Source organism: Streptomyces sp. CG4, assembly GCF_041080655.1.
Taxonomy (GTDB): domain Bacteria; phylum Actinomycetota; class Actinomycetes; order Streptomycetales; family Streptomycetaceae; genus Streptomyces.
Genome location: NZ_CP163525.1, coordinates 3,242,224 through 3,260,342, shown reverse-complemented (window position 1 = coordinate 3,260,342; position 18,119 = coordinate 3,242,224). Strand labels below are relative to the sequence as shown.

Here is an 18,119-nt window from a genome sequence, read left to right as displayed (position 1 = left end):
TCAGCGCAGCAGCGTGCGGGCTATGGGGTCGTCGGCCTGGGAGCCTCGGGCGGAGGCCGCCCGAGCCTTGGACACGTGCTCCTGCAGGAGGGAGCCGATCATCTCCGCTTCGAACTCGTCGGGTTCGTCGTACTGGGTCCGGCCGAGGACCAACTGAGCGGTGGCAGGGTCGATGTCCGTGATGAGACCGCCGAGGCCGGCGACGTCCAAGGACTCCTTCTTGTGGCGGTGCTTGAGCATGTGGGCGAACTCGTGGCCGGCGACGATCTCGGTGTATGCCGCACTGACCCCTTCGTCGTAGAAGAGGTAGTCCGTGTCGACGGTGGCAAGCCACAGACCGCACGGCGTCGAGGGGTCCAAGGAGGCCGGGTCCGAGAGGTCCGGCGTGAACGGCATCAACTGGATCTCTCGGTTGAGCTTCCGCTCGATGAACGGACGCAACTCCAGGACGCTGTTGACGGCGGGAAGCTCAAGTTCCTCGACGAACGCTCTGCTGCGCCGCTCGACTTCTTCGGTTCGGTCGACGGGCCGGCGCGCACGGCGGCGATGCCACATGCGTGTTCCTCTCAAGAGCCCCGTGGGAGTTGAGCGTAGTGGCTGGTCAGGAAAGGTCGTCTTCGGGGGAGGGGGGCAGGCCCTCCTTCTCCCGCACGGAATCAATCTTCTGCATGACCTCGTTGAGGCTGTGCGGGGACAGTCCGATGGCACGAAGTGCGATCTGTTTCACACCCGCCTGGCTGAGCTTGCGCAGCAGCTCGAACTGTTCGGCGACCTTGCGGGTCACCTCGTCCTCGACGAAGAAGCCGGCCTCTACGCCGAAGAACCGGCCGAACAGCGGGACGAGTTTGACGGTGGGCGTCTTGCTGCCCTTGCGGAGCTGGCCGATGTACGCGCCGGTGATGCTCTCCTGGCCGTACGAGGAGATCGTCCGCGCCACGTGGGCGTTGCTGAACTCGTCCGCGCCTGGCGCCCGGACCCTGTCGAACAGGTAGTTCAGACGGTCGGCGAAGGACGCGCCGGGACCGGGTACGGGAACCGGGGGCACCGGCAACGGCGTCTCACGGTCCGCTGTCTCGCCTGCATGGGGCACGATGCGCTGCTCTCTCTTGACGTGGCTAAACTATAGTTGACGCTGCGGCTGACGGGAAGCTACCTTCACCTGCGCAAGCAGCGGGATTCTTCCTGGGCCACAGGGGAGCCCAGGAAGATGACCGTCATCGGTGCACCTGCGACGAGTGAGTCGCTGGACGAGCGGGAACACCCGCCCCGGCTGCGTGTGGGCGGGACCAGTACCGGGGCGTCGGCCCCGGCTGGTCCTCCCGATTCGCGGGTTCAGGTACCTGGGGACTGCCGAGCCGCGCCAGGGCGACGTGTACACGGATGCCCCGTTCGCGCATGGGTGGCTGCTCATGACCCCACCAGGCTAAGCGGTCGGCTCCGGAAGACCTTCGGGGGGTTGGGATCTGCAGCTTCAAGGGGAGCCCGGCTGCGAGGAGGGTTTCGGCGACGGTGGTGCGGGCGCAGAGGCCGGCGCGGTGGGCACTCACCAGACCTGCGTTGCGTAGCGCGGTGAGGCGAGATCGTCAACTTGTTGGGGTTGGCGGGTTGTTGAGGGTGTAGCGGGTCGTGGTGAGACTGGACGGCGCCTCGCAATTTCCCCGGTCATGGACAACCGCAGCCAGCAGCGCTGACAGGATGACTCCGCAGTGACGGTCAGGGCGTGATTCAGTGTGTTTCCGCGTGGTCTGGTTGTTCGGGCTACCGGACTTCGATCCCGGCGAAAGAGGGCGTTAAGTCCGTTTCTGATCGAGACCCCGTCCGGGTTACACAAGGTGGCCATGGCGTTGAACTTGGCCCGCGTTCCGTCTATCTCCGGGCGGGCGAAGTACCTGGGGCGGCGGAGGTGAGCCCGGCGACGATCACGGTCGTCAGGGTGTCCAGATAGACGCCGTCCACCGGCGGGGCGCCGGGGAGGAGCAGCCGCAGCAGCAGGGGCGAGATCAGCAGGTCGGTGCCGAGTTCGGGGTCGAGTCCGGCGGGCAGTTCACCGCGCCCCACGGCCCGCCACAGAATGGCGGCGGCGGCCTCGCGGCGCGGAGCCAGGACGGCGAGACGCAGCGATTCGGCGAGCGCCGGGTTGCGTACCGACTCGCCCAGCAGGTCGACGGCGATCCGTACCACCCGGGGGTCGGCAGTCTGGGTGACGGTCAGGTCGAGGAAGCCGCGTACATCCCCCGCCAGGGTGCCGGTGTCGGGCACCTCGGGGACTTCCCGGCGCACCAGGCGAGCCACCAGGTCGAGCAGCATGGCCTCCTTGGACATCCACCTCCGGTAGAGCGCGGCCTTGCCGACGCCGGCGCGCCTGGCGACCGCGTCCATGGCCAGGCGGCGCCAGCCAGCCGCCGCCAACTCATCGAAGGCCGCCGCCTCGATGGCCGCGGACACGGCCTCGTCCTGGGCGGGGCCGCGGGTGCCGCGGCGGCGGCCCGGGGCGAGGGTGTCGTCATCTGCGATCTCCGGCATGTCTCTACGGTACCGGAAACGCGGAACTCTTGCGTTCCTGGTTTTTTAGGGTCTACGGTCACTTCATAACCCGAAACGCATTGGTTCCGAGTTTTCGTCTATCCTCACCCAGGAGGGGGCATGGACAGCTCCACGGCAGTGCAGGTGATACCGCTCCGCGTCGGCCGCACGAAGGTTCCCTACGGCCAGTTCTACGGCGGACTCGACGGCTACAGCGGACTGGACCTCGTGACCGACAAGTCCGCGTTTATCTGGGTCCCCATCCACGCGTACCTGATCGAGCACCCCAGCGAGGGCCCGGTCCTGCTCGACACCGGCATCTGCCCCGCCCAGGCCGAGGGCCACGCCGGCTATTACGGCGGCACGGTGCTGGAGTACTTCACCGACGACGACGAGTACGACCTGCCCGCCGGCCAGCGCATCGAGGCCCAGCTCGCGCTGCACGGCCGCCGCCCCGAGGACATCTCCCGGGTGATTGTCACACACTTCCACGAGGACCACATCGGCTCACTGCCGCTCTTCCCGCACGCCGAAGTGGTGCTGGGCCGCGGCGAATACGAGGCCCGCGACTCACTCATCCTCGGCCTGGTGCCACTGGCGTACGAGCGCTCGGTGGCCGGAGTGACGAGGTGGCGGCCGGTGGACTTCGCCGGCCCGGAGGTCGGAGGCTTCAGCGGCTCCTACGACCTGTTCGGCGACGGCTCGGTGGTGCTGCTGCCGACGCCGGGCCACAGCCCCGGCTCCACCAGCGCCCTGGTCTCGCTCGGCGAACGGCGCGTGCTGCTCACCGGCGACGCGCTGTACACCGTGCGGCATTTGGCGGTGGACGACGTGCGACAGATGCAGACCGGCGCCGACGACCTCTTCATCGACTCCGTACGGCGGATGCAGTGGCTGCACCGGCTACTGCCGGACCTCGTCGTGCTGCCGGCACACGACGACACGCCCTACGGCGAGCTGCTCGTACGCGATCTGCTCGCGCACGACGGGCGGCTGTCGCAGGACGCCTTCGCCGAGCTCAAGGAGTACGAGGCGACCACGTTCGACGCGGCCTACCGCCTCAACCCGGCACGCCGACCACGCTATGTCGCGGATCCGGCAGGAGGAACCCTGGGATCCGTGGCTTGACAACTGCCCGACCCTCCCCTCGGCATCCTCCACGCGACCTTCTCGCATGCCGAACCGTCAGGCTGCACCGAACTCAGGGCAGTCCGGAGTCCCTACCGAACCCGGAACGGTTCACGGTGGGCGGGCACGGCTCCATCCCCAGGGCACGGCGGTACTGGGGCACGCTGACGCGGCCGGCGCCCGCCTCGCGCGCTTCCTTCAGCAGCGAGCGGAGCGTGCTGTAGCCCTCGTCGTACGGCTTGCCGGAGGGCGCCAGGCGGGCCCCCTCGCGAAGCGCGCTGTAGCTGACGTGGACGCCGCTGTCGGACACGAACTGCCGTACCGGCGGGGTGCACATCCGGGCGGTGTGGCGATACTCGCGAGCGGTGCGTTGGTTCAGGCTGATCTCGTCGCAGTACCGGTCGAAGGCGGCGTCCTGTCCCGGGACTGTCACGGACAGAAGTTTGTCGCCGATTACCAGCCGGTTCTCGCGGCCGTTGTCCATCAGCCTGCGGCCCTCGCGCACGTCCTGATCGGTGTAGCTCATGCGAATGTCCCATCGCAGTCAGTTCGACGGGCGCGCAGTGTAATCAGAAGACAACCCACAATTACGTACTCAGCGTGCGGCGGACGGGGCCGAGTTGACGTCTTGGCCCTGTGATCTGCGGTGTAGGAGCGTCACAGTGTTCCGCGCGAGGTTCACCCGTGAGGGGAAGACGGGTGGCTGTGCCTGTCCTCTGGCCCGGATTGCAGCGGGACACAGCGAGGTGAGGGTGCGACAGGAGTCGCAGCGGGTTGCATCCAGGCCCGCTGGCCGTCGCCGCGCAGGCGGATGCGGCCGGAACCGCCGCAGGCTTCGCAGGTGCGCTCGGAGGTGGGGTCCCGGCCGCGACAGTCAGGGCGGTGGTCCGGTCGGCGAACTCGCCGTCGAACTCGCCGTCTTGAAACGATTAGGCGGCGGTTGTTATGTAGGTTGCTGAGAATCCGGATCAGCTGCAATGCCAGCGGGTTTTCTCCTCATGTGCGGCCAGCTGATCGAAGGTTGGCCGCAGCCCCCGGATGAGACTGGTGCACAGGTTCTCCCAAGGGAGGTCGCTGCTGCCAGTTCGGGTGAAGGTAGGTTCCCAGTCCGGAGAGAAGTGGATGAGACCGATCTCCGGGCCAGACCATTCCTTGAACGGGGGGTTAGGGAGGGACGGCGGGGTGTTGCTCTTCCATGTCTGGTTCCTGGCGGCTTCCGGCAGAGCCTTCAGGGCCCTCTCGTTCTTCGTCCGGATCGCCTCGTACTCTGCCCGGCCTGTCATTCCGGGAACCATGAGTAGGAGACGCTGCGGCGGGAGAATGCGCATGGCTTCAGTGAGTTCCCACATCGTTCCGGCGCTTGAGCCTAATGTGAGAGTGACCAGACGGGCTCGCTCAATTAGTCGACTGACCGGCTGGTGCCAGACTTCCTCCTCCTCCGGCAGATACATGCGCGCTGCTCCCGCAAAGGGAAGGATTTCACCAGGGGTGCCGACGGCGACCAGCGGCCCGACGGGACGAAGTGCATCCGCGATATATTCTTCCTCATCGCGGCTGGCTGTGGCCAGGTAGAGTAATCTGGTCATAGGATCCGCAATTTCAGGCATGAGCTCGCTCGGTAGCGCAGTGCGTGATTTGTCTTCCTCGAATGGCCTATCAGGTGACCCTAGTATCGCGTGATCCTGATTGTGTTACTTCGCGTTGTTATTGACGAGTTTCTTCACGCTGGTCTGGACGAGTCGGACCTTGACGAGGATCTCGTCGGTGGTGGCGGTCCAGATGAAGGGTTTCGCGTTCTCGTTCCAGGAGTCGATGTAGTCGCGGATCTGTTTGACCAGGACGTTGACGTTCGCGAACGTGCCGCGGCGGATGGACTGCCGGGCGATGATCCCGAACCAGATCTCGATCTGGTTCAACCATGAGGACCCGACGGGGGTGAAATGGAAGTGGACGTGCGGGTTCTTCGCCAGCCACGCCTTCACGTCCGGGGTGGTGTGCGTGGAGAGGTTGTCCAGGACGATATGGATTTCCTTCCCTGTATGTGGCTTGGCGGCCCTCTTCAGGAACGCCAGGAAGGTCGCGCCGTTCCGGTTCGGCCTGCACTCGCCCAGCACTTCACCGGTCGTGACGTTCAGCGCGGCGAACAGGTTCGTGGTGCCGTGCCGCACATAGTCGTGGGTGCGCTTCTCGGTGGCCGCGAAGGTCACCGGCAGCACTGGCTGGGTCCGGTCCAGGGCCTGCACCTGCGTCTTCTCGTCAATCGACAGCACCACGGCGCCGCCGGGCGGGGCCAGGTACAAACCGACGACATCGGCGACCTTGTCCGCGAACGCCGGGTCTTTCGAGATCTTGAAGGTGCCCGAGCGGTGCGGCTTCAGATTCTCCTCACGCCAGATGCGGGCGACGTAATGCCACGACACCGAGATGCCCTCCCGCCGCTTCAGGTGGTCGGCGAGTGTCCGCGTCGACCAGTGCGACAGACCGGATTCCGCCGGCGGGGACATCCTCGTCAAAGCGATCACCCGAGCCCGCACCTGCGGCGGCACCTGGGTACGCGGCCCGCCGCGGCGCTTCCCCCAAACCCGCAAGGCCCCGCGCGGCATAACGGGCCTTGCAGCGGTCCACCGTCAGCGGCGCCACACCGGCGAGCTCGGCAATGTCCTTGCGCCGGCGTCCTTCGCCGGACCACAACACGATCCGTGCGCGAAGCGCCACATCGGCCGGAACATCCCGCGACCCGGCCAACTCCCGCAGTTCTGCCATCTGTTCAGAGGTGAGATCCACACCAGACTCAACGATCACAGTAGCCTCAGGTTCCATGAACAGGATTACGAGACACTAGTTGCATTCTTCGGCTGCATCCTGTATGCCGCGATGCGCCCGGCCGAAGTGGTCGGACTCCGGTTGTCTGACTGCCATCTCCCTGACACGGGATGGGGGACGCTCACTCTCTGCGAGACCCGTCCGATCTCGGGTAAAAAGTGGACCGATTCGGGTGAGCGGCACGACAAGCGGGGGCTGAAGTCACGGGAGCCGGGCGCGGACCGGCCGGTACCGATTCCACCCGTGCTGGTGGCGATGCTCCGCGCGCACCTAAAGGAGTTCGGCACCGCCAAGGACGGACGGCTCTTCCCCAACGAACGGGGGGATCTGCTCGGTACGTCCAGCTACTGGCGCGTGTGGCAGGAAGCCAGACCGCTGGCGCTTCCGCCCGACAAGGTGACCTCGCCTTTGGCCCGGAAGCCGTACCACCTCCGGGCGACGTGCATCACGAACTGGCTCCGGGCGGGCCTCCCCGTAGCTGAAGTGGCCAGGCGCGCCGGCAACTCGCCGGAGGTCATCCACCGCCGATACGCGGGCGTCATCGACGACAGCGAGACGGAGAACAACAAGAAGATCGAAAAGACGATGGGATGGGAGGACCCCTTGGCGGGGAGTGCCTAGCTAGGCGCTGTCCGACGGACCGAGTGTCGCTGCTGACAGCAGGGCGCTCCCGGGGGGCACGCCGTGGCTGGGGCGGTCTAGCTGCTGCACCAGCTATGGCGCGCCGATACAGGGCCGCATTTTGCCCGGGCCGCGACCTGGGCGAGGCGCAGGGCGCTGTCAGAGACCGGTCGTGGGGAACACCGGCCGCCAGTGGTGCTGGAGATGTTCGGTCTCCGCCGAGGCAGCCTGCACCACGAAGGCAGCGGACAACACCTGACCCAGGGACGGGCCCGGGACCTGCGGCGACTCAGCCCTAAATCCTGGATCAACTTTCCAGCGGCAGTGATCATCGCTACGGTGAAACGCACAGGGGTTGAGCCCTAGGCACCGGGTCTTCTGGGGGGACGTCATGGGCAGACGTCGCGGTTTCATCGCGGAGCTGAACTACCAGGCACAGCAGGCGGAGAAGCGTCGACGGCAGCAGGAGGCCGCCGCCCATCGTGCTCACCTTGCAGCGCAGCGCGAAGCCGAACGAGCCAGGAAGGCACACGAGCGCGCGCAGGCGGCGGCAGCAAGAGCTTCTGCCGCCGAGAAGAAGGCCGCGGAGCGTGAGGCCGCACGGCTCCAGGTGGAGTCCCGGCTCGCCGAGGTCGAGTCCATGAACACCGATCTGGCCAGCGACCTCGCCGATATCGACAGTCTGCTCGCGTGGGCCCTGGACATGGACGACTACGTCGATCTCGAATCATTGAAGATCGCGCAGGTTGAGCATCCTCGGTTCGAGCCTGGTGGCCTGGCTCTCCCAACGCCCGAGGTCGCGGAGCCGAAGTACTCCCCTGAGCCCGTGTATCAGGAGCCGACTGCACCCAGCGGACTCTCAGCCGTGCTTGGCGGGAAGAAGCGGCACCAACGAGCCATCGAGGAGGCCAAGGCCGCTTTTGAGAAGGCGCATGGCGACTGGGAGCTCTCCAGGGATGCTCTCCACAACCGCTACGTCACGGCAGTGGCCCAGCGCGAGAAGAAGGAAGCCAAGCGCGTGGCAGAACTATCTGTCGCCGAGGAGAAATACAAGCAGGAATGCGAGAGGCGCGAGGCTGAGGCGTCAGATCACAACGCCGAGCTCACCAAGCTCATCAACGATCTTGCCTTCGATGTCGAATCCGCCATCGAGGAGTATGTCGGCATCGTCCTGTCCAACTCGCTCTACCCCGAGGTCTTCCGGGTCGAGCACGAGCATGCGTTCAATCTCGCATCGCGAGAACTCACGCTTACAGTCAGTGTTCCAGAGCCCTCAGTCGTACCCTCAGTGAAGGGCTACCGGTACGTGAAGGCGAAGGACGAAATAACCTCAACTTCCCTGCCGATTCGCGAAAAGAAGGAGCGGTACGCGAACGCGGTCTGGCAGGTTGCAGTTCGCAGTCTGCATGAAGTCTTCGAGGCGGACCGTGCTGGCAAAATCCACTCGATGGCGCTAACGGTCGGCGTCAATACAATCGCCCCCGCCACGGGCCTTCCGATCACCGTTCCTCTTGCCGTCGTCGCTGCGGACCGCGAGACCTTCAACGGGTTCGATCTGGCAAGAGTTGTCCCGCAGGCCACTTTGCAGCACCTCGGTGCCGCGATGTCGAAGTCACCATTCGACCTAGCACCAGCAGACACCAGTCGCGGTGTCCGCGTTCGAGGAAAGTGACGATGCGGTTCAACCCACCTCCAGGGTGGCCGACGCCGCCCGAGGGCTGGACTCCTCCGCCAGGATGGAAGCCCGACCCGGCCTGGCCGGCCCCACCACCTGGCTGGCACCTCTTCGTGTCCGACGACGAGTCCGAATCGGACTACGACGTCGGCGAGTCCGCCACCGCGTCAACCGCCGAAGCCCCCACCGGCGCGGCGCAAGGGACACCGGGAGCTAGGCCAGACCAGACATTTGCTGGCCCCCCGACTGCACTACCGTTGGGCGGAGTCGACCCCGCGCCGCTGTTGGCCCGTATCGCCGATCTCGAAGCCGCGCTCGCCACTGCACAAAGTGGCGCCGATGTGATCGATCTCAGCGATCAGCGCGCCTTGCAGGACGTCGGTATCTATCGCTACCACCATCCTCTGGAGAGCGCGGCGGCTTACAAGGACCGGCTCCGCAGCCTCGAGGGCCAAATCGATGACGTCATCAAGAGCGGGCGCGCGATCCTCGCCGCCGACCTGTTCACGTTCGATGGATCTCTGGCACGAGGGCGGAAACTGATTGGCGATCTGTCCAAGCTGATGCTACGGGCTTACAACGCGGAGGCCGACAACTGTGTGCGCTCGCTGAGATCAGGGAACGTGCGCACCGCGCAGAAGCGGCTGGAGTCGGCGGTCACCGCGATTGAGAGGCTAGGGGCGATCATGGAGATGCGGATCAGCCCCGAGTATCACGCTCTGCGAATCGCCGAGCTCGAACTGACCGCCGACTTCCAGATGAAGGTGCAGGAAGAGCGCGAACGCGCCCGCCAGGAGCGCCAGCTTCTCCGCGAACAGCGCCGGGCTGAGCAGGAGTTGGCCGCTGAGAAGGAGCGACTAGAGAAAGAGCGAGCGCACTACATCAGCGTCCTGGAATCCCTCCGCTCCAAAGGAGACGACGCCGCTGTCACCGAACTCTCCCGCCGCCTCGCGGACATCGAAAATGCCATCGCAGCCAACGACTACCGCATCGCCAACATCCGCGCCGGCTACGTATACGTCATCTCCAACATTGGTGCATTCGGCCCGAACATCGTCAAGATCGGCATGACCCGCCGACTTGAACCGATGGACCGCGTCAGGGAGCTCGGCGATGCTTCAGTGCCGTTCCGGTACGACGTCCATGCCATGTTCTTCTCCGAGGACGCCGTGACACTGGAGTCCGAACTCCACAAGGCGTTCGCCGATCGACGCGTCAACTTCGTAAACGAGCGACGCGAGTTCTTCTTCGCCACACCATCCGAGGTTCGAGCACTCTTGGCAGATAAAGTAGGCGGCCTGCTTGAGTTCACGGAGGAACCCGCCGCTCTCGAGTACTTCCAGAGCCGTAGCCGCTGGCCGCAGCGGAGCTGAATGCGGATCCGTTAGAGGCTCGGGCACAGTGCCAGCGGTATCCACGTCCTCCGGGCCCGGCAACCCATCAGCGCGCGGCGGTCCAGTAGCGAGGGAGTAGCTGGCCGGGCCTCGATCATTCAAGTGTGCGCGCCGAGGTGAGCGGGTCGGCTGGGGTATCCGGTTTCTGCTGGTTCGCTCTGCCGCGTGATCGCTGCGGGGCAGGCTGGTATGCCGCGTCTCGTCGCCGCGGGCGTCGGCTTCCACCGACCGAGGGTGCGGTGGTCCCTCCTTCCCGGGGTAGCGGCGGGTCGAGTGGGCCAGCTCAGGACCGGTGCGAGGCCGGTGGCCGGTGTGGCCGCCGGTGACCGGTCCGCATGAAGCTATGGATCAGAAGCTTCCCGTGCCGCACTCGTGCCAGATCTAGCGAGGTGCCACGAGGAAGGGGGATGGCCGGCAGGCGTGTCGCCCACACGCTCCTCACACGCGATCGGTGCGCAACAACGAGAAAGAGCGGGAGACAGTGAGACTGTCTCCCGCTCTTTCGTGTCGGCATCCGCCCTGGTCAGCGCTTGATTCTTGCTGATCCTGGGCGAGTGCCCCCGGCAGGATTCGAACCTGCGCACACGGCTCCGGAGGCCGTCCGATTCTCACACGTTCTCGCAGGTCAGCGAACTACCTGACAGGTTGTCAGGCCGACCGTCCCGCGCATGTCCCGTGAGAATGAAATGGCCTATTCGCTCGTCTTGTCCGGATCGTTCCCCGTGGCGGTCGATCCATGCATCATGACGTAGATCACGACTTCCTCGGGCAAGCGTAGGGGGTATATGGTGCGCCCCTCAATCGAACAGGGAGGCTGACCGGAGTGCGCGGGCATGCCAGGCGAGCCGGTTGTGCGCCGGGGGTGCTCCCATGTGGTGTCAGGGCGAGCGGTGGCTGGCGGGCGTGTCCCGCCGCCTCTCGTTCGGATGCCCTGAGGGCATGTGCCCGTGCTGGGCTTCCGGCGGGCTCGGTGGGGGCCCATCGCTGACGCGGTGCCGTAGTGGGCACCGCGCGCCGACCTGCGCGGTGATCGGCGTTGGTCGGAAGGGGCGGGGCCTCACGAGCCGCGACAGCGAACAGGCCCGTCGGGCGCTGGGCAGGGTTGCCAACGGCTATGGATCGACGGGTGAAGGCTGGCGAGGCGTACACCAGGGCAAAGTGACACCGGCCTCCGGCTACCCGTGGAGGTGCTCGGCGTGGAGGGTGCGACCTCTTGCGAAAGCCGTGGGAGACGGAACACGGACTGAGCTGATCGGGTCCTGGACGTCGTGCGGCGGTTCTGCCCGCTTGCTCGTGATTACGGGCGGCCGTCGTGTGGCGTTGCGAGTCGAGCTTGGGTTGCGGCCTTTCGACGTGCGGGTAGGCAGTGGCGGTGGACTGTCAATGATTCGGGGGATCGCCGGTTTGGCCAACCGGCGATCCCGAGCTATGTTGCGTGGCGCGAAATGGCGAGCGCAGGAGAATCATGGTCTCGTGAGCTGTTGGTTCAGAGCGTGCGTCGTTTGCGGATGGGCAGGATGCTCAGGGCCATGGCGGTGCCGTCGCCCTGGAATGAGATCGGGTCGTTCCATTTCGCGGCTTCAAGGGGGTCGCGTCGTTTGGAGCGGAGTTCGTAGGCCGCTTGCCGGTACTCTTCGACACACCCGTCTTTGATCAGTTCGTACAGTTCTGAGTCCATTCCGGAGAATGCCTCGATGCGCGCGGCCCCCATACGGAAGACGTTGTCCGTGCCCACATATTTCGTGTCGCCGACCTCGATGTCCGCGTCATCAATGCTCGATGTCGCAGCGAACGCAGGCACGTTGTAGTGTTCTCGCCCTTGGCGGTCGGTGAGATACCGGACCGCATGTTTTCCTCCGCCTGAGAAAGCGGTCAGGCCGGCAGCTGCGGTACGGGCCAGGAGCTGGCCGAACCAGGCGAGGTCGTCCTCGCCCACCTGGAAACCGTCGACCGTCCGCGCCCGTCTGCCGTCGCGGGCCGGTATGCGAATGGCGTTGGGGTAGGGGATTCCGGGTTTGTCCTTTATCTCCTCGTCGGCGTTCCCCGGGGCGCCAGGAATGCGGAGGGGGAGCAGCGCTTCGCCGGGGGATTGCAGGGCGTTGACCACCACTCCGCCCTGGCCCATGAGCTCGGTGGACAGCATCAGGCACGGTGTGGTGTTCCACAGGCCGATCTGCATGCCCTCGGTCAGTTCGGCTGCCTTGACCAGTTGCTGGATTGTGGTGCTGCGGGTTCGGCCGGTCCGCTTGCTCGGCTTCTGGTGGTTTCCCCGGCAGGCCACGAGGGTGACTTTCGACGGCTCGCCGGGCTTCCATGCCTCGATGAGGTAGTCGGGCCGGGGGCGTGAGCCCTTGTTCCGTTGCGAGACGCTCAGGGGCCAGCCGGCTCGCAGTACCGTGTTCGTGTCCACGACCGACACTATGTGGTCGGGGTAGCGCTGCTGCACGATGTGTTCAGCTACGGCGAGTCCGAAACCGACGGCCAGCTCCCTGGCCTGCATGCCCTTGTACCAGCGCTCGGAAGAGCGGCCCTTGTCGGTGAGATCCATGGAACCGGCGCGATTGGCGTCCAGCGCCTCGCAGAACTTCAGGCTGAGCCAGTGTTCTGCCAGCCCGCGGCCCATTCCCTGGCCAGCTAGCACGTAGCCGCGCGCCACGCCGTGCAGTACTTGCCACGGCCTCAGATCGATGGACCTGCCATGTTCTGCCAGCAGGACGGGCCGCAGGTCGGGTTTCCTGCGTGCTGCTTCCTGTCCCTTTTCCCGGCGCTTCTTGTCGATGGCCGCCGCCGCGGAGTCCACGTGCGCGGCCAGTTCTGTCGTTGACCGGATGTGAACGCTCGTCGAGCGGCTGAGTGAGTTCAGGATCTGTCGCGCGGTTCTCGCCATGCGTCCCCCACCGTGTCCGCGTGCTCTGGCCGGCCGGGAACCGTAGTTCGGAGCATTGGGGCGCATGCAAGTGCGCATGGTGCGCCAAGGACCACAACCGGCCACGCCGGGTCCACGTACGAGTAGGGCACCAACCGGAGCTGTGCCGAACGTCCGATGATCCGCACTCGTCAACCGGGCGCGGCCCGAGTGCCCTCCTGTCGGGGGATGTTCGAATGGATAGTCCGGGCCGTCATGCCCGCCTCGATCACGAAGAGGCAGGCATGGACCTCAAAGAGCATCACGATGGTGCTACACCGGGCCTCGGCAAGCTGGTGCATCCCTCGCCACGCGGCAGCACGGGATCCGCTGAACGCCGTCGCCTACGTGGGCGGCTACCGGAGGGCTCGGGGCCGCGGCGGCTGGTCGGGTTCTCCGCGGGCATGTACTACGCGGCTCTGCGTCCGGAGGAGGCGGTCGCGGTGGCGCTGCCGGACTGCCGCCTGCCCAGGACCGGTTGGGGGCGGTTGATCGTGCACTGCACTCTGCCGCACGTGAGCAACGGGTGGACCGCCACTGGCCGCCTTCGCGGGGAGTTCGGCCTGAAGAACCGGCCGCTGTGAGCGATCAGGGTGGTGTCCTTGTCAACGTATTTGGTAGCTCTGTGGCGCGAGAGCGTGGCCACCTTCGGTGCGGTCGGCTGTTCTTGCGGCAACCACCGGATCGTGTCCCAGGCTGTGGTCATCGCCACCAGTACCTCCGCCACCGGTCACTGCGAAATTCTCGGGTTGATGGTTGGCGACAGCGAGTGCCGGCGGATCTTCCCCAGGTCACGCAGTAGCCCCAATCGAATGACGTCAATTGACCCGGCATCCTCACTCTGGAGAGGCAGCGCTGAAAACGCTCATTCATTGAAATTTCTCGAAGGCTGCAATATCCGCCCCGAAGGCGGCAATGAGATATTTGTCATTTGCTGCCAGGCTTGTGCACGTAGCGGGCAGGAGGAACGTGTCCAAGCAGCGTTGAGTAATCAAATCCCATAGGCGCACAGTGCCGTCTATGTCTCCGGTGAGAGCTACGGGGCGGCCACACATTATGGTGCAGGTGACATCATTCAATGATTTGCCATGGCCGAGTGGCTCCTTCGAAGCTAGGTCGAGGGTTAGTACCTTGTGTTCAAGGTCTGAGTCAGTGATCGATTGCTCATCCGGAAACATGCTGTCGCACCAATCCACCGTGCCATCGCTGTCATTCAGGATATCGTCGATGGCTTGTTGGAAAAGCAATGACCACACCCGCCCCTGTTCGTCCGTTCCGCAGACGACGATGACTAGCTTCCCATCGACCATGGAACACGCCACTGCCCGTGCCCCACCGCGCGCGGTCGTTGGCAGCTTTCCTATGGATTTCCTCGAGATCAGATCCCATAGTCGTATTACGCCGTCTCGTCCACCCGTGATGGCAATTGGTCGACCTTCGACCGTGGCGCACGCCACTGCCGACACACCACTGCGGCCAGTACCGGGCAGCTCACCTACGAACCTCCTGGAGGTCAGGTCCCACAGCTGAACCGTGCCGCCATACGAGCAGGTAACGGCCAACGGCTGCCCAGCGACTACGGCGCACGCCACCGCCTGTACCTCACCGCGCGCGATGGTTAGCGGTTCACCGATAGAATTTCCCGAGGTTAGGTCCCACAGCCTTACCACACCGTCTCGAGCGCCGGTGATGGCGACCGGTCTGCCCTCGATGTTTGCACACGCTGTCGCGAAAACAATATCACGGTGCCCGGTGAGCGGACTTCCCACCGAATGCCTACGCGCGAGGTCCCATACTCGAACCGTGCCGTCAGAACCACCAGTAACGGCAACAGGACGACCCTCTAATTCGGTGCACGCGATGTCGTTCAAGAAATCCTCGTGTCCGACGAGGAGTTCACCGATGGGTCGTCTCGTGGCCAGATTCCAAGGCTGTACTGTGCCGTTATCTCCGCTGGTCAGAGCGATACACTGTCCGTCAAGATCGATAGTTGCCACCATCGGCCCAGAATTGTCGTGGTGGGGGATGAACGGCTCGCCGATCAGCCGTCCCGCATCCAAGTCCCAAACCTCTGTGATACCACCTCCGCTTGAGACGGCAATCGCCCGGCCATCCAGCGTTGCGCACGTGATTGAGGACAGCCGGCGATTCTCTCCTATGAGCGGTCGACCGAAGGATCTCCCTGACGTGAGATCCCACGTTTGAATCGTGCCATTTTCCTCTCCAGTTATGGCGATGGACCGCCCATTGACTGTCGTGCACGCGATCGACGACACATTACTGTGATGCCCTGAGAGGTGGGTTTCGATCGGTTTTCTGGTTGTTAGATCCCATATCCGCACTGTCCCATCATCGCCTGCCGCGATGACGATCGGCCGCCCATTAGTCATCGCACACGCAATGTCACTCACCCAGTATTTATCAATCAGCGGCTCGCCGATCTGTTGCGCAGTGATAAGGTCCCATACCCGGACGGTGCCGTCGTGCCCGCCTGTAACGGCAACTAGCCGGCCGTCCACGCCAAGGACCGCCAGCACATCTACTATCGCGTCGGCATGCCCGGTGAGGGGGTTTCCTCTCGGTTGCCCGGAGATCAGGTCCCAGACCCAAATTTCCCCGTCAGTGGTGGTGACAGCGACCGGACGCCCGTCCAGCTCGGTGCATGCTACCCGGTACACGGAACTTTCATGCTTAACCAGAGTATTAATGAGTGCCGGAGACACGTCTCCGCCGGTAGCGTGGACAGGCCGCCAGGTCTCCGAACCCATTCGGCTCTTTAGGGCTGAGGCGAGCTGGTGAGCATTGTAGCGCACCGCATCAATAGCCAAGAGGTGACGGCGAGCATTCGGTGCCAGGTATCGATGGGCCCCGATAGAAGCGAGGTATACCGCGGAGCTCAATTCGCCGAGTTCAGTCCGAGCTTGGCGTAGATAAGGGGCAAGGCCATCCGGAGCGGCATGGACGAGGAATTCTGTTTCCGCGAGAATGTCGTCCAGTGCCGTGCCTTGAGCGGCGTGAGCAGTGAGATTACGAAGTGTATAAGGGTGAGCACGGCTCCAGTTCAGGTGGCCATCGACGGTCTGCGGAACGCGGCTGGTCAGCGTCGACGCGAAGGCGGCGTGGACAGCAGCGGAATCGATGCCCCCGCGCAGGTATTCAGCGAGGGCTTGGTGGTAAAGACGGTAGGCGGAGCGGTCATCTTCGACGGACTCAACGATGTAAGAACCGGCTACCCGACGCAGCCACTGGATGTCCTCGTCTGTATAAGAGCGTCCACTTATTGCCGTCGCCAAGCGAGCCCACACGTCCTCCCATGGGAGACCCTGTCCATATGCATAGGCAAGTGGGCGCAGCAGATCTGTGGCGCGGTCCGCGTCCACGTCGAGCCGAACGCTGAGGTCGTGGGCCATGGCATGACCAGCATGCCGGGGCAGGCTGCTCCGCCAGTTGTGGTCGCGGTGATCGGGGATGTGCGGGGTGGCGGCGAGGGTCCCAGCGGTGATGCGTGCGATGAGGAACGAGTGACCTGCTGCCTTTGCGACCTCAGTGGCGATCGGTAGCCACGCGGAAAGGGAATGCCTGCGGTAGGGGGATTCTGGATTGGTGCTGACCAGGTTGCGGATCGTATAGGCGAGGATGGCCTCGGCGTCGGCATAGCGCTCTGCGTCGAGGTCGATCTGCTCATGACGTTGCAGTCCCAGTTGCGGAAGCAGGTGGGGGCGGGCGCCCAGGAGTAGACGGATGCGCCCGTTCGAGTGCTTGATAAGCGGGCGTAGGATTGTGGCGCACAGGGTTTCGGGCGATGCTGCCTCGTCGAGAGCATCCACCATCACGGTGATGGGCCTGTCTCGTCCGCTGAGGGCCTCGAGAAGTCGCCCGACCGTGGCGGCGCTAACCTTCGCGGCGGAGCTGATGCCAGCGAGCACCTGTTGGTCTGTCTGACTCTGGGCGTAAATGGCGACGTCGATATCACTGGCCGCCTGCTCTACACAGTGGTCGAGACCCAAAGCGTGAGTGGGTACGGTGTGGCGCAGCTCTCTGTGGGCAAGGGTGGCCAGGAGCCCTAGCAGGGCGGTCTTACCCGATCCGGGGCCGGCGGTGACTGCCAGAGCTGGCGTAGTCATCTGACTCAGGGGGCGTCTGAGCCATGTAGCGATGTCGGCCAGCGCTGTGCTGCGCCCGGTGAACCACCAGGCCGTTGGGTCAGTATCTCGGCTGGCTCTGGCACGCACGAGGAAGCGGCTCTGCAGCTCGGTATCGCGTAGGTCAGCCTGCCGCCTCCAGCTTGATTCCTGCTGTACGGAGAGGTCGACTTCGGTCAGGTAGGGATCATGCCGGGGATTAGGCAGGAACGGAGGAATCTCTCCAGCAAGTCCGACCTGGAGGAGGCTGACGTGCTGGTAGCCAGGGGTCGCGTTCATTTGTTGGGCGACCGCGTCCAACGCTAGCGCGCGGGGACCATGACCAGCAGTAATCAAGCTGTCAACGGCCCGGGCCAGCCTCCGTGGGAACGCTCCAGCCTCGGCCTGCTGCAGAGGTTGCGCGGAAGAGAGGATGATCAGTCCGGAGCCGGGCTGTGCGCTCCATTGACGGCTTGTCCGTTCCAACGCCACAGCGGCGAGTTCGTTGCCACCCTGTCCCGCATAGCAGGTATCTAGCATCAACAGCAGGCGGCGCACTCGCGTACCCGCGAGCATTTTGCGGGCCAATGTCTCCGTGGGTAGTGCGTCCGCGATGTCATCCGGATCGGTTTCTGAGGTCAAGAGAACGTGACCACCGCCGTCTTCCTCGTCCAGGACCTCTCCATGGCCCGCGATGTAGACGACGATCAAGTCGTCCTCGTGGCGCTCGGGTGACTTGCAGAAGGCCCGCAGTCTTTCTGTCAACTGATTCTCGGTCGGGTCAAGACCGAGATCGCTGACATGCTGGTAGCCGAAGCGGTCAGTGAACAGGTCGATGATGTTCTGCCGCGCCTCGACCAGCCCGGGACGGTCCCAATCCGGCTGTTCCTTGTAGTGGGCCACTGCGGTGGCGATCAAATACCTGCGTG

At 64.7% G+C, this 18,119-nt stretch carries 13 protein-coding genes, 1 tRNA gene and 1 pseudogene; 5 read left to right on the top strand and 10 right to left on the bottom strand.

Going from position 1 to position 18,119, the window contains the following annotated elements; genetic code table 11:
• From AB5L52_RS14615 to AB5L52_RS14605, 3 genes are all read right to left on the bottom strand, one after another.
• Positions 1-555: a hypothetical protein gene (locus AB5L52_RS14615; protein ID WP_351579242.1), complete on the bottom strand. Its 555-nt coding sequence runs from the start codon at positions 553-555 to the stop codon at positions 1-3.
• 46 nt (positions 556-601) lie between these two features.
• The gene (locus AB5L52_RS14610) at positions 602-1,090 is read right to left on the bottom strand and encodes a hypothetical protein (protein WP_369364387.1); all 489 of its coding nucleotides are present in this window, start codon (positions 1,088-1,090) and stop codon (positions 602-604) included.
• 776 nt (positions 1,091-1,866) lie between these two features.
• On the bottom strand, positions 1,867-2,523 hold the full coding sequence (locus tag AB5L52_RS14605; RefSeq protein WP_351579245.1) for a TetR/AcrR family transcriptional regulator: 657 nt from the start codon (positions 2,521-2,523) through the stop codon (positions 1,867-1,869).
• A 120-nt stretch (positions 2,524-2,643) separates the two neighbouring features.
• On the opposite strand from AB5L52_RS14605, the gene AB5L52_RS14600 reads away from it, so the two are divergent.
• Entirely contained in the window at positions 2,644-3,651 is a 1,008-nt protein-coding gene (locus tag AB5L52_RS14600) for an N-acyl homoserine lactonase family protein (RefSeq protein ID WP_369364385.1), read from the top strand.
• A gap of 73 nt (positions 3,652-3,724) precedes the next feature.
• On the opposite strand, the gene AB5L52_RS14595 is transcribed toward AB5L52_RS14600, so the two are convergent.
• The 4 genes and pseudogenes from AB5L52_RS14595 to AB5L52_RS14580 all read right to left on the bottom strand — a co-directional run.
• Positions 3,725-4,177, bottom strand: coding sequence for a hypothetical protein (locus AB5L52_RS14595; RefSeq protein WP_351579251.1), 453 nt, complete (start codon positions 4,175-4,177; stop codon positions 3,725-3,727).
• A gap of 442 nt (positions 4,178-4,619) precedes the next feature.
• Positions 4,620-5,258: a hypothetical protein gene (locus AB5L52_RS14590; protein WP_369364383.1), complete on the bottom strand. Its 639-nt coding sequence runs from the start codon at positions 5,256-5,258 to the stop codon at positions 4,620-4,622.
• Positions 5,259-5,342: 84 nt separating this feature from the next.
• A complete protein-coding gene (locus AB5L52_RS14585; protein WP_369364381.1) occupies positions 5,343-6,254 on the bottom strand; it encodes an IS630 family transposase in 912 nt (303 codons plus the stop codon).
• Positions 6,255-6,270: 16 nt separating this feature from the next.
• Positions 6,271-6,414: pseudogene (locus tag AB5L52_RS14580) on the bottom strand (helix-turn-helix domain-containing protein); the annotation flags it as partial.
• Positions 6,415-6,717: 303 nt separating this feature from the next.
• On the opposite strand from AB5L52_RS14580, the gene AB5L52_RS14575 reads away from it, so the two are divergent.
• The 3 genes from AB5L52_RS14575 to AB5L52_RS14565 all read left to right on the top strand — a co-directional run bounded on the left by AB5L52_RS14575 (position 6,718) and on the right by AB5L52_RS14565 (position 10,143).
• Positions 6,718-7,095, top strand: coding sequence for a hypothetical protein (locus AB5L52_RS14575; protein WP_369364380.1), 378 nt, complete (start codon positions 6,718-6,720; stop codon positions 7,093-7,095).
• Between the two features lie 391 nt (positions 7,096-7,486).
• Entirely contained in the window at positions 7,487-8,767 is a 1,281-nt protein-coding gene (locus tag AB5L52_RS14570) for a hypothetical protein (RefSeq protein WP_369364378.1), read from the top strand.
• Between the two features lie 116 nt (positions 8,768-8,883).
• The gene (locus AB5L52_RS14565) at positions 8,884-10,143 is read left to right on the top strand and encodes a DUF4041 domain-containing protein (protein WP_369364377.1); all 1,260 of its coding nucleotides are present in this window, start codon (positions 8,884-8,886) and stop codon (positions 10,141-10,143) included.
• A gap of 579 nt (positions 10,144-10,722) precedes the next feature.
• On the opposite strand, the gene AB5L52_RS14560 is transcribed toward AB5L52_RS14565, so the two are convergent.
• Together AB5L52_RS14560 and AB5L52_RS14555 are read right to left on the bottom strand one after the other, a co-directional pair.
• Positions 10,723-10,786: transfer RNA gene (locus tag AB5L52_RS14560), tRNA-Arg, on the bottom strand.
• Positions 10,787-11,650: 864 nt separating this feature from the next.
• Positions 11,651-13,051 (bottom strand): hypothetical protein, encoded by a 1,401-nt coding sequence (locus AB5L52_RS14555; RefSeq protein ID WP_369364375.1) that lies wholly within the window; start codon positions 13,049-13,051, stop codon positions 11,651-11,653.
• 263 nt (positions 13,052-13,314) lie between these two features.
• Here AB5L52_RS14555 and AB5L52_RS14550 point away from each other — a divergent pair, with 263 nt between their 5' ends.
• Positions 13,315-13,653, top strand: coding sequence for a hypothetical protein (locus AB5L52_RS14550; RefSeq protein ID WP_369364373.1), 339 nt, complete (start codon positions 13,315-13,317; stop codon positions 13,651-13,653).
• 285 nt (positions 13,654-13,938) lie between these two features.
• On the opposite strand, the gene AB5L52_RS14545 is transcribed toward AB5L52_RS14550, so the two are convergent.
• A complete protein-coding gene (locus AB5L52_RS14545) occupies positions 13,939-18,093 on the bottom strand; it encodes a caspase family protein (RefSeq protein WP_369364372.1) in 4,155 nt (1,384 codons plus the stop codon).
• Between the last annotated feature and the right edge of the window lie 26 nt (positions 18,094-18,119).

Coding starts and splice junctions, on each gene's coding strand:
- AB5L52_RS14615 (WP_351579242.1), bottom strand. CDS start 555: ATGTGGCATCGCCGCCGTGCGCGCCGGCCCGTCGACCGAACCGAAGAA.
- AB5L52_RS14605 (WP_351579245.1), bottom strand. CDS start 2,523: ATGCCGGAGATCGCAGATGACGACACCCTCGCCCCGGGCCGCCGCCGC.
- AB5L52_RS14600 (WP_369364385.1), top strand. CDS start 2,644: ATGGACAGCTCCACGGCAGTGCAGGTGATACCGCTCCGCGTCGGCCGC.
- AB5L52_RS14595 (WP_351579251.1), bottom strand. CDS start 4,177: ATGAGCTACACCGATCAGGACGTGCGCGAGGGCCGCAGGCTGATGGAC.
- AB5L52_RS14590 (WP_369364383.1), bottom strand. CDS start 5,258: ATGCCTGAAATTGCGGATCCTATGACCAGATTACTCTACCTGGCCACA.
- AB5L52_RS14585 (WP_369364381.1), bottom strand. CDS start 6,254: ATGCCGCGCGGGGCCTTGCGGGTTTGGGGGAAGCGCCGCGGCGGGCCG.
- AB5L52_RS14570 (WP_369364378.1), top strand. CDS start 7,487: ATGGGCAGACGTCGCGGTTTCATCGCGGAGCTGAACTACCAGGCACAG.
- AB5L52_RS14555 (WP_369364375.1), bottom strand. CDS start 13,051: ATGGCGAGAACCGCGCGACAGATCCTGAACTCACTCAGCCGCTCGACG.
- AB5L52_RS14550 (WP_369364373.1), top strand. CDS start 13,315: ATGGACCTCAAAGAGCATCACGATGGTGCTACACCGGGCCTCGGCAAG.